This window comes from Achromobacter sp. DMS1 (genome assembly GCF_001270295.1).
The window spans coordinates 1-10,535 of record NZ_LHSJ01000139.1 but is presented as its reverse complement, the minus strand read 5'-3'; the positions used below and the strand labels follow the sequence as shown (position 1 = coordinate 10,535).

Here is a 10,535-nt window from a genome sequence, read left to right as displayed (position 1 = left end):
GGTTCCGCCGCCGCCCCGCGGCCCCGCGCGGGCCGAAGCCGCGGCCCAGGCGTGCCAGCCCGAGGCCATTCCCGAAGACCTCGACGCCGCGCTGGACCAGGAGGCCCGCGATCGCCTGCGCGCCATGCGCAAGCGCGCGAATGGCGACCAGGCGTATGCCGCCGGCGCGGGCCTGGACGAGGCGGTGCGCCGGTATGCCGCCGCCGCGGTGGACTACCGCGCGGCGCACCGGGCCGGGCAGCCCGGACGCCTGCGGTCCGCCGTCGAAAGGTTCGAGGCGGTGCTGGCACTGCCCGCCGGGGCGGCCGCACCTCGCGCCGCATGGGCCGCCTGCATGCTCGCAGTAATCGGGGACGATTCTCAGCCGACCAAAGACGAGGCCCGGCGCACAGCGGCGGCGGCGCGCTATCAGTTGGTGCGCGAACTGGCCGCGCGCGGCGCCAACGACGCCGCGAATCTTTCGGCGGCAAGCCTGGGCCGCGAAGCCCGCCCGCATCTGGCCGCGGGCGGAGAACCCTGCGCCTGCGAGGCGCTGACGGCCGGCGCCGCTTGCGGCGACACGATTCCGGCGGCCGGCCTCAAGCAGGCGATCCGGCTGTATGCGGCCCAGGCGGCCGCCAGCGAAGCGCGGCCCGACACCCGCTTCCATTACCGGGAAATCGCCGCCGACCACGCGCTGCGCGCGGCCGGGCCTGATCCGCCGCTACGGCAGGGCAGGCAGGGCGACGCGCTCGCGCAGGTCCTGCCAGTTGCCCTCGACCCGCGCGCGCAGGCGCACGTCCTCGCCCAGCGCCGCCGTATCTATATAGCGGTAGCGGCGGGCGGCATCCAGGTGCTCCAGCACGGGCAGCTTCACCATGCCGGCCGCATCGCCCAGCAGCACGGGCGCGAGATAGAGCAGCAGCTCGTCCACGCAGCCCGCCGACACCAGCGCGCCGCTCAGGCCCGCGCCCGCCTCCACGTGCACCTCGTTGCAGTCATGCGCGGCCAGCCAGCGCATGGCCGCCGGCAGGTCCACGCGCCCCGGCACGGGCCCGGGCAACGGCACCACGCGCGCATTCTTCGCGGCCAGGCGGGTGGCCTTGGCCGCGTCTTCGCGGGCGGTGAAGACGATGACTTCGGCGCCGTCGAACAGACGCGCATCCTCGGGAATCTCGAAACGGCCATCCACCACCGCCTTGCGCGGCTGCCGCGGCGTCTGGACCGCCCGCACGTTGAGCCGGGGATCGTCCTTGAGTATGGTGCCCATGCCGGTCAGCACCACGCAGGCGCGCGCGCGCCAGTGGTGGCCGTCGGCGCGCGCCTCGGGGCCGGTAATCCATTGCGACATGCCGTTGTGCAGCGCGCTGCGGCCATCCAGCGAGGCCGCCATCTTGAGCCAGACCCAGGGCAGGCCCCGGCTCATGCGGGAAACGAAACCGGGGTTGAGCGCCAGGGCTTCGTCCAGGCAGACTCCGGTGACCACGTCGATGCCCGCCTCGCGCAGCCGGGCGAGCCCGCGGCCGTTGACCAGCGGGTTGGGGTCGCCCATGGCGACCACCACGCGGGCGGGCCGGGCGGCCAGCACCGCATCCACGCATGGCGGGGTGCGCCCATGGTGGCTGCAGGGCTCCAGCGTGACATACAGCGTGGCGCCCTGCACCGGCTCGCCGCGCGCCTCGGCGTCGCGCAGGGCGCAGATCTCGGCATGGGGACCGCCGGGCGGCTGGGTCGCCCCTTCGCCGATGACGCGGCCGTCGCGCACGATGACGCATCCCACGCGCGGGTTGGGCGTGGTGGTGTAGAGCACGGATTGGGCCAGCGCCAGGGCGCGGCGCATCCAGGAGAGATCGTCGGGGCGGGCTCGGGTCATCACGCTGGCATTGTATGCGGGGCGGGCGGCGGCCGGGCCGTCATGTCCGTTTTAGGCCGATGCTGGTCTGCGGCCGGCCTCGTCCTTGGGCCGCCGGGCTAGCACAATGTGCCCGACGTCCCTAGAATTCCTTGACAGGAGCCCGCCAAAATGAAACAAGCCCTTATCGTCATCGACGCCCAGGAATCGTTCCGTCACCGTCCGTTTTGGGACGAAACGGAATACCCCGGATTCGTGGCCCGGCTGCAGTCGCTGATCGACGACGCCCGCGGCCGCGGCATGCCCGTGCTGCAGGTGTTCCATACCAGCGTCTCGGACGACCCGGCCAACCCCTTCTCCCGGGCATCGGGCCACGTGCGCACGCTCGAGCAGCTGCGTATCGAGCCGGACGCGGTGTTCCACAAGACGGTGCATTCCTCGCTCTACGCCAAGACGGCCGACGGCGCCACGCTGCACGATTGGCTGCGCGATCACGGCATCGAGGGCATCATCGTGAGCGGCATCCGCACCGAGCAATGCTGCGAAACCACCGCCCGCCATGCGAGCGACGCGGGCTTCAAGGTGGTGTTCCCGACCGACGCGACGCTGACCTTCGCCATGGAAAGCCCCTCGGGCCAACGCTACACGCCGGCGGAAATCCGCGACCGCACGGAGCTGGTGCTGGCCGGCCGCTTCGCCCGCATCGCCCGGGCCGCGGACGCGCTGGCCGCCTGAACCCGGGAGAGCGCGGCATGGCGGCCGTTCATTTCGTCGTGACGCGCGGCATCGTGCTGCTGGACCTGGCCGGGCCCGCGGAGGCGTTCCGCGTGGCCGAAAAGCTCTGCCCCGGCAGTTTCGAGCTGTCTTTCTGCGGGCCCGGCCGCGAAGTGGAAACCGGCCTGGCCGGGCTGAGCCTGGGGCGCCTGCGCCCTCTGCCGGACTCGCTGCCGCCGCACGCATTGGTGATCGTCTCGGGCGTGGTGGGCCCGCGCGTGCCGCTGGACGATCCCGATTCCCGCCGCATCGTGCAGTGGCTGGCGCGGCGGCACCCCGCCGACGGCTTTACGCTGATGACGGTGTGCGCGGGCGCGCTTTTCGCCGCCGCGGCCGGACTGACGCGCGGACGCGAATGCACCACGCACCACAGCTGCCTGGCGCAACTGGCGGAAATCGATCCGGACGCGCGCGTGCACGACAACCGCATTTTCGTGGAAGACGGCAACCTGCTCACCAGCGCCGGCGTCACGGCCGGCATCGACCTGGCGCTGCACGTGGTGGCCCGACACTGCGGCGCGCGCGTCGCCGCCGAGGTGGCGCGCGAGATGGTGGTCTACCACCGGCGCGCGGGCACCGATACGGCGCTCTCGCCCTGGCTCGCGCACCGCAGCCATCTGCACCCGGGCGTGCACCGCGTGCAGGACGCCGTGCTGCGCGACCCGGCCGCACCATGGTCGGCCCAGGCCCTGGCGGAGCAGGCGCACACCAGCCCGCGGCATCTGGCGCGGCTCTTCCGCGAGCACGCGGGCTGCACGCCCATGGATTATCTGTATGGCATACGCGTCGCGCTGGCGCGCGACCTGCTGCGAGAAACGCGGCTGGACCTCGAGCGCGTGGCGGAAAAATCGGGATTCGGCTCGGCCCAGCACCTGCGCCGGGTATGGCGCAAATACGAGTCCCAGCCGCCCAGCATGGCGCGCGGCGAGGCGGGCTGACGCCGGCGGCGACTGCCCGGCGCCTATTGGCCCGGGTCTTTGCGCAGCTTGCCCGGCAGCAGCGGCCCCTGCATTTCGCGGATGGCCTCCACGAATTCCCCGATGTCCTCGAAGCTCTTGTAGACGGAAGCGAAGCGCACGTAGGCCACTTTGTCGAGCTTGCGCAGCTCGTTCATGACGAGCTCGCCGATGTGCTGGGTGGGCACTTCGCGCAGGCCGCTGGCCAGGAGCTGCTCTTCGATGCGGGCCACGGCGGCGTCCACGTCTTCGGTGCTGACCGGACGCTTGCGCAGCGCCAGGCTGAGGCTGGCCCGCAGCTTGGCCGGATCGTACTCGCTGCGGCTGCCGTTGCGCTTCACGACGGACGGCATGGCGAGCTCCACCCGCTCGTAGGTGGTGAAGCGTTTGTCACAGGACAGGCAGCGGCGGCGGCGGCGGATGGCGTCGCCCTCTTCCGATACGCGGCTGTCCACGACCTGGGTTTCGGAATTGCCGCAAAATGGACAGCGCATGTGAGGCCCCCTCTGAAGCGCGTGGCAATAATTCGGCATATTGTAACGATGCGCCCGGGCTCGCGGCCAGGATCGCGGCATTCCGGCCCCGCCGGGGCCTCGGAAGCGGGCCGGCGGCCATGAAAAAACGGCTCACGCAGAGCCGTTTTCCCCAGCGCGCGGGCGGCAGGCCGCCGCCCCGCAGCAACTTACTTCCTGCCGTAGACAGGCAGGCGCGAGGTCAGCTCGTTGACGCGCGCGCGCACGGCGGCGATGTTGGCTTCGTCGCGCGGGTTGTCCAGCACGTCGGCGATCAGGTTGGCGGTAAGCTCGGCTTCGGCTTCCTTGAAGCCGCGCGTGGTCATGGCCGGCGTGCCCAGGCGGATGCCGCTGGTGACGAAGGGCTTTTCCGGGTCGTTCGGAATGGCGTTCTTGTTCACCGTGATGTGGGCCTGGCCCAGCACGGCTTCGGCTTCCTTGCCAGTGATGCCCTTGGAACGCAGGTCCACCAGCATGACGTGGCTTTCCGTGCGGCCCGACACGATGCGCAGGCCGCGCTTGACCAGCGTGTCGGCCAGCACCTTGGCGTTCTTGACGACCTGCTGGGCGTATTCCTTGAACTCGGGCGCCAGCGCTTCCTTGAAGGCCACGGCCTTGGCCGCGATGACGTGCATGAGCGGGCCGCCCTGGATGCCGGGGAAGATGGCCGAGTTGACGATCTTCTCGTACTCGGCCTTCATCATGATGACGCCGCCGCGCGGGCCGCGCAGCGACTTGTGCGTGGTGGACGTGACGAAGTCGGCGTGGGGCACCGGATTGGGATAGGCGCCGCCGGCCACCAGGCCCGCGTAGTGGGCGATGTCCACCATGAGGAGCGCGCCGTTGTCGTGGGCGATGCGGGCCATGCGCTCGAAGTCGATGTGCAGCGCGTAGGCCGAGGCGCCCGCCACGATGAGCTTGGGCTTGTGTTCGCGGGCGAGCTGCTCGACCTGCGCGTAGTTCAGGACCTCGTTCTCGTCCAGGCCGTAGGACAGGAAGTTGTACAGCTTGCCCGAGGCGTTGACCGAGGCGCCGTGCGTGAGGTGGCCGCCCTCGGCCAGGCTCATGCCCAGCACGGTGTCGCCGGGCTTGAGCACGGCCATGTAAACGCCCTGGTTGGCCTGCGAACCCGAGTTGGGCTGCACGTTGGCCGCCTCGGCGCCGAAGATCTGCTTCAGGCGGTCGATGGCGAGCTGCTCGACCACGTCCACGTATTCGCATCCGCCATAGTAACGCTTGCCCGGGTAGCCTTCGGCGTACTTGTTGGTGAGCTGCGTGCCCTGGGCTTCCATGACGGCCGGGCTGGCGTAGTTCTCCGAGGCGATCAGCTCGATGTGCTGCTCCTGGCGAAGCTCTTCTTTCTGGACGGCGGCCCAGACGTCGGGATCGGCCTTGGACAAGGTAAGGTTGCGGTCAAACATGACGGGAGGTTCCTGAAGCGGTAAGAGAGGGGGAAGCCGTACCGGGTAAACCCGGGCAATGGCGCTTAGTTTACCGCGTCGCAGGCGGGGACTTGCCCCTCAAATGCCGCGAACCGCCGCAAAAAGCCCCGCCCCGGCGCGAAAACGGCGCGCATTGCCGCGCGGTCGGAAACCGCGCTCAAGCCGTCTTGAGAAACTTTCATGCTAAGCCCCCCGCCGCCCCGGCCCGCCGTCCGACGGGGCGCGGGCGCGAAAAGGGCCGCTCGCGCGGCCCTGGTTCTTGCGGATCGCCGCCTGTGGCGGGCGTCACGAACTGGAGGTGGCGCCGATCTGGGTGGGCGCGAGCCTGGGGTTGAGGGTGTAGGTGCCGGTGACCGACGCCTGCGCCAGCACGTGCCCCTGGATGGCCCGCAGCGCGTCTTCGCCCGTGAAGGCGCCCTGCAGCTTCAGCGTGGGCACGTCCAGCGCATAGAGCGTGAAGATGTACCGGTGCACCTTGGCGTCGTTCCAGGGCGGGCACGGGCCATCGTAGCCGAAGTACTCGCCGCTCATGTCGTGGTCGTTGGCGAACCAGTCGGAGTACGAGTTGATGCCCTGGCGCGCATCCATGGGCGCCAGCGGACCGCCCTTGCCGCGCGGCGTGATGCCGTTGGAGAAGGTGCCTTCCTCGATTTCGCGCACGTCGGGAGCCAGGTCGACCAGCACCCAGTGGAAGAAATCGACGCGCGGCAGGTCGGCCGGCACTTCGCGGCCTTCCTGGTTGACGTCGTCGGGGCGGGAGGGCACATCGGGGTCGTGGCAGATCAGGGCGAACGACTGCGTGCCCGCGGGCACGTCATTCCACGAAAACTGCGGATTGAAGTTGTCGGCCAGCGCGACGTGCGATTGCTCGTCGATCTTGCCGAAGGCATAGCGCTCGGGAATCGACTCGTTATCGGAAAAGGACAGACTCGAAAGTTTCATGCCGTGCTCCTAAGTGTGCCGCAAAGGCCGTGCGGCCCCTGCCCGTACCCCCAGCGTATCAAAACTCCGCCGTCATTGGGTCACGTTAACACGGGCGAATTTGCGCTTGCCCACCTGGACGACGTAGGTTCCGACCCCCAATTGCAGGGCCTTGTCCTCCACACGGTTGCCATCCACCCGGACGCCGCCCTGCTCGACGTTGCGCTGCGCTTCCGAGCCGGAAGCGACCAGCCCAGCCTCGCGCAGCAGCTTCAGGATGCCCAGCGGCGCGCCGGCCACGTTCACCTCGGGAATGTCGTCCGGAATGGCGCCGTCGCGGAACCGCGCCTCGAAGCTGGCCAGCGCCTGCCCGGCCTCGCGGGCGCTGTGAAAGCGCGTGATGATCTCCTGCGCCAGCATGACCTTGGCGTCGCGCGGGTTGCGCCCGCCCTCGACCTCCTGACGCAGGGCAGCGATCTCTTCCAGCGAACGGAAGGAAAGCAGCTCGAAGTAGCGCCACATCAGCGTGTCGGAGATCGACATCAGCTTGCCGAACATCGAGTCGGGCGACTCCGAAATGCCGATGTAGTTGCCCTTGGACTTGGACATCTTCTCGACGCCGTCGGTGCCGACCAGCAGCGGCATCGTCAGGATGCACTGGGGCTCCTGGCCGTACTCTTTCTGCAGTTCGCGCCCGACCAGCAGGTTGAACTTCTGATCCGTGCCCCCCAGCTCCAGATCGGCCTTCAACGCCACCGAGTCGTAACCCTGCATCAGCGGGTACAGGAATTCGTGCACCGAGATGGGCACCCCGCTCTTGAAACGCTTGGTGAAGTCCTCGCGCTCCATCATGCGGGCCACCGTATAGCGGGAAGCGAGCTGAATCATGCCGCGCGCGCCCAGCGGGTCGCACCATTCGGAGTTGTAGCGGATTTCGGTGCGCGACGGATCCAGCACCAGGCTGGCCTGCGCGTAGTAGGTCTGCGCGTTGGCCTCGATCTGCTCGCGGGTCAGCGGCGGGCGCGTGCTGTTGCGGCCGCTCGGGTCGCCGATGGTGGAAGTGAAGTCGCCGATGAGGAAGATGACCGTGTGGCCCAGGTCCTGGAGCTGGCGCATCTTGTTCAGCACCACGGTGTGGCCCAGGTGGATGTCGGGCGCGGTGGGGTCGAGCCCCAGCTTGATCCGCAGCGGCGTGCCGGTGGCGCGGCTGCGGGCGAGCTTGCGGGCGAACTCGGATTCGACCAGCAGCTCGTCGCAGCCGCGCTTGACTATACGCAGATCGGCTTCGACTTCGGGGGTGATGGGGGCTTCGGAAGAGGACATGTCAGGGGCACCAGGGCGGCTTCGGCCGGCAAAAAGGTGTAAAAAGTAAGGAAAACAGTCGAAAATTCTAGCCGAATCGGCTAGGATACCGCCCTAATCATACGCAACTGGCGATATGCGCAGTTGCGTGCCGCTCTATCACCCGTTGTTCACAAGATGCGCTCCGCGCCGCCCTGCCCGACGCCATTCGCGGCTGCGGGGCCGTCCGCATTACGCACCCTGCGACTTCAAGCCACCTGAGAGAGTATCTACACGATGAATCGTGGCCTCCAAGACCTGGCCAGTAGCATCAAGCGTAGAGTTGCTGCCGTATTTGCGCCTGTCGAACCCAAGCCGCACCGCTCGGGCCTCTTCAGCCGCACGCTGATCGTCACCGCCCTGGGCCTGTTCGCCGGCGCCGCCGCGCTGGGCATGGTCCAGCAGCCCGACCGCAGCGAGATTCCCCCGTCCCGCCTCATCCGCAGCCCGCTGCCCCTCTCGGCCGAACAGGTCGAGGTCAGCGCGCCCAGCGCCGCGCCCTACATCAGCGAAACCCGCATCCGTCCCGGCGACACCCTGTCGGCGGTGCTCCAGCGCCTCGAGCTCGATTCGCCCCAGCTGCAGGGCTTCCTGACGCACGACGCCAGCGCCCGCAGCATCTATAAGCTGTATCCCGGCCGCGCCGTGCAGGCCGCCACCGACGCCGACGGCAACCTGGTCTGGCTGCGCTACATCCACACGCCGGGCAACGAGTCCGACGGCCAGGTCGTGACCCGCATGCTGCAGGTCGAGCCGGCCGGCGACGGCTACAAGGCCCGCGAGATCACCGAAGACACCGACCGCCAGACGCGCGTGGCCGTGGGCACCATCCGCTCCTCGCTCTTCGGCGCCACCGACGCGGCCGGCATCCCCGATTCGGTCACCATGCAGATGGCCGACATCCTCAGCGCCAAGATCGACTTCCTGCGCGACTTGCGCCAGGGCGACCAGTTCCGCGTGGTCTACGAAGTGCGCTCGCACGATGGCCGCTACGCCGGCGCCGGGCGCGTGCTGGCGCTCGAGTTCATCAACAACGGCAAGACCTACAACGCGGTCTGGTTCAGCGCCGACGGCAAGAACGGCTCCTATTACGACTTCGACGGCACCAGCCTGCGCGGCGCCTTCCTGCGCACCGCCCTGAAGTTCAGCCGCATCAGCTCCACCTTCGGCATGCGCATGCACCCCATCCACAAGACCTGGACGGGGCACAAGGGCGTGGACTACGCCGCGCCGGCGGGCACGCCCATCCACGCCACCGCCGACGGCACGGTCGAATTCGCCGGCTGGCAGAACGGCTACGGCAATGTGGTGATCCTCAAGCACTACGGCAAATACTCGACGGTGTACGCGCACCAGAGCCGCATCGCCGCGGGCCTGCGCAAGGGCGACAAGATCGCGCAAGGCCAGCTCATCGGTTACGTGGGCTCCACCGGCTGGGCCACCGGCCCGCACCTGCATTATGAGTTCCGCGTGGACAACCAGCCGGTCGATCCGCTGTCGGTCGACCTCCCCGTGGCCCGCGCCCTGGAGCCGGCCGAGCAGCGCGCCTTTGCCCAGGCGGTCGCGCCGTACAAGCAGCAGATCCAGTTGCTCACGGAATTCCAGCAGACCCTGCCCGAGGCGCTGACCAACGTCGCCAGCCGCTGAGGCCCGGCAACATGAACGGCAAGCCCGCCGCCAGCCAGCCTGCCCCCGCTTCCCGCGGCGGCAGGCTTTTTATCGGCCTGATGTCGGGCACCAGCGTGGACGGCGTGGACGGCGTGCTGGCGGCGCTGGCCGATGGCGCCCCGCCCCGGGCGCTGGCGCACGCCAGCCTGCCCATGCCCGAGGCGCTGCGGCATGAATTGCTGGCGCTGAACGAGCCCGGCGCGGACGAACTGGCGCGCGCCGCCCTGGCGTCCAACGCGCTGGCGCGGCTGTATGCGCGGGTGGCGGCGATGCTGCTGGAAACGGCGGGCGTACCCGCCGCGGACGTCGAGGCCATCGGCGCGCACGGGCAGACGGTGCGGCACCGGCCCGACAGCGGCTACACCCTGCAGCTCAACGCACCGGCGCTGCTGGCCGAACTCACGGGCATCGACGTGGTGGCGGATTTCCGCAGCCGCGACGTGGCCGCGGGCGGCCAGGGCGCGCCGCTGGTGCCGCCCTTCCATGCCGCCGTGTTCGGCGCCGCGCAAGGCCGCGCCGTGCTCAACCTGGGCGGCATCGCCAACGTGACGCTCCTCGAGCCAGGCCGGCCCGCCCGCGGCTTCGACACCGGGCCGGCCAATATCTTCCTGGACGCCTGGTGCCAGCGCCATCTGGGCCAGGCCTATGACAAGGACGGCCGCTGGGCGGCCTCCGGCATGGCGCTGGCGCCCCTGCTCGAGCACTTCATTTCCAGCGAACCCTGGTTCGCCCTGCCCGCGCCCAAGTCCACGGGGCGCGACCTTTTCAACATGCAGTGGCTGGACGAGCGGCTCGCGAGCTTCGACGGCCCCTCGCCCGCGCCCCAGGACGTGCAAGCCACGCTGCTGCGCCTGACGGCCCGCACGGTGGCCAACGCCATCGACGCGGCCGGCGCGCCGGTGCGCGAAGTCTACGTATGTGGCGGCGGGGCGCACAACCCTGCCCTGATGCGCGAACTGGCGTACTGCCTGCAGCGGCCCGTGCATCCCACGGACGCCCTGGGCGTGCCCGCCCAGCAGGTCGAGGCCATGGCATTCGCCTGGCTGGCACAAGCCTGCGTGGACCGCAAGCCGGCGGGCGACCCGGCCGT

At 69.5% G+C, this 10,535-nt stretch carries 10 protein-coding genes; 4 read left to right on the top strand and 6 right to left on the bottom strand.

Translation table 11 applies throughout. The annotated features are described in order from the left end of the window. The coding region (locus AD428_RS16135; RefSeq protein WP_152968119.1) for a hypothetical protein at nt 1–673 on the bottom strand (673 nt) is incomplete at its 3' end. A 30-nt stretch (nt 674–703) separates the two neighbouring features. Further along, nucleotides 704–1,852 carry a bifunctional diaminohydroxyphosphoribosylaminopyrimidine deaminase/5-amino-6-(5-phosphoribosylamino)uracil reductase RibD gene (ribD, locus tag AD428_RS16130; RefSeq protein WP_152968120.1) on the bottom strand — a complete coding sequence of 383 codons (1,149 nt, stop codon included), beginning with the start codon at nt 1,850–1,852 and terminating at the stop codon, nt 704–706. A 150-nt stretch (nt 1,853–2,002) separates the two neighbouring features. Here ribD and AD428_RS16125 point away from each other — a divergent pair, with 150 nt between their 5' ends. Together AD428_RS16125 and AD428_RS16120 are read left to right on the top strand one after the other, a co-directional pair. Next, on the top strand, nt 2,003–2,566 hold the full coding sequence (locus tag AD428_RS16125) for a cysteine hydrolase family protein (protein WP_053245863.1): 564 nt from the start codon (nt 2,003–2,005) through the stop codon (nt 2,564–2,566). A 17-nt stretch (nt 2,567–2,583) separates the two neighbouring features. Further along, entirely contained in the window at nt 2,584–3,543 is a 960-nt protein-coding gene (locus AD428_RS16120; RefSeq protein ID WP_053245862.1) for a GlxA family transcriptional regulator, read from the top strand. 23 nt (nt 3,544–3,566) lie between these two features. On the opposite strand, the gene nrdR is transcribed toward AD428_RS16120, so the two are convergent. The 4 genes from nrdR to tyrS form a co-directional block, all read right to left on the bottom strand. Further along, entirely contained in the window at nt 3,567–4,055 is a 489-nt protein-coding gene (gene nrdR / locus AD428_RS16115) for a transcriptional regulator NrdR (protein ID WP_053245861.1), read from the bottom strand. Between the two features lie 188 nt (nt 4,056–4,243). Beyond that, nucleotides 4,244–5,494, bottom strand: a complete 1,251-nt coding sequence (gene glyA, locus AD428_RS16110) for a serine hydroxymethyltransferase (RefSeq protein WP_053245860.1) — start codon at nt 5,492–5,494, stop codon at nt 4,244–4,246. Between the two features lie 306 nt (nt 5,495–5,800). Beyond that, nucleotides 5,801–6,457, bottom strand: coding sequence for a YbhB/YbcL family Raf kinase inhibitor-like protein (locus AD428_RS16105; RefSeq protein WP_053245859.1), 657 nt, complete (start codon nt 6,455–6,457; stop codon nt 5,801–5,803). A gap of 72 nt (nt 6,458–6,529) precedes the next feature. After that, the gene (gene tyrS, locus AD428_RS16100) at nt 6,530–7,759 is read right to left on the bottom strand and encodes a tyrosine--tRNA ligase (protein ID WP_053245858.1); all 1,230 of its coding nucleotides are present in this window, start codon (nt 7,757–7,759) and stop codon (nt 6,530–6,532) included. A 255-nt stretch (nt 7,760–8,014) separates the two neighbouring features. Here tyrS and AD428_RS16095 point away from each other — a divergent pair, with 255 nt between their 5' ends. Further along, nucleotides 8,015–9,424, top strand: coding sequence for a M23 family metallopeptidase (locus tag AD428_RS16095; RefSeq protein WP_053245857.1), 1,410 nt, complete (start codon nt 8,015–8,017; stop codon nt 9,422–9,424). Between the two features lie 11 nt (nt 9,425–9,435). Then, on the top strand, nt 9,436–10,535 hold a 1,100-nt coding region (locus AD428_RS16090; protein WP_053245856.1), incomplete at its 3' end, for an anhydro-N-acetylmuramic acid kinase.

What these genes read in the sequence shown, in the direction of transcription:
- ribD (WP_152968120.1), bottom strand. Translation starts at nt 1,852, where the DNA reads ATGACCCGAGCCCGCCCCGACGATCTCTCCTGGATGCGCCGCGCCCTG.
- AD428_RS16125 (WP_053245863.1), top strand. Translation starts at nt 2,003, where the DNA reads ATGAAACAAGCCCTTATCGTCATCGACGCCCAGGAATCGTTCCGTCAC.
- AD428_RS16120 (WP_053245862.1), top strand. Translation starts at nt 2,584, where the DNA reads ATGGCGGCCGTTCATTTCGTCGTGACGCGCGGCATCGTGCTGCTGGAC.
- nrdR (WP_053245861.1), bottom strand. Translation starts at nt 4,055, where the DNA reads ATGCGCTGTCCATTTTGCGGCAATTCCGAAACCCAGGTCGTGGACAGC.
- glyA (WP_053245860.1), bottom strand. Translation starts at nt 5,494, where the DNA reads ATGTTTGACCGCAACCTTACCTTGTCCAAGGCCGATCCCGACGTCTGG.
- AD428_RS16105 (WP_053245859.1), bottom strand. Translation starts at nt 6,457, where the DNA reads ATGAAACTTTCGAGTCTGTCCTTTTCCGATAACGAGTCGATTCCCGAG.
- tyrS (WP_053245858.1), bottom strand. Translation starts at nt 7,759, where the DNA reads ATGTCCTCTTCCGAAGCCCCCATCACCCCCGAAGTCGAAGCCGATCTG.
- AD428_RS16095 (WP_053245857.1), top strand. Translation starts at nt 8,015, where the DNA reads ATGAATCGTGGCCTCCAAGACCTGGCCAGTAGCATCAAGCGTAGAGTT.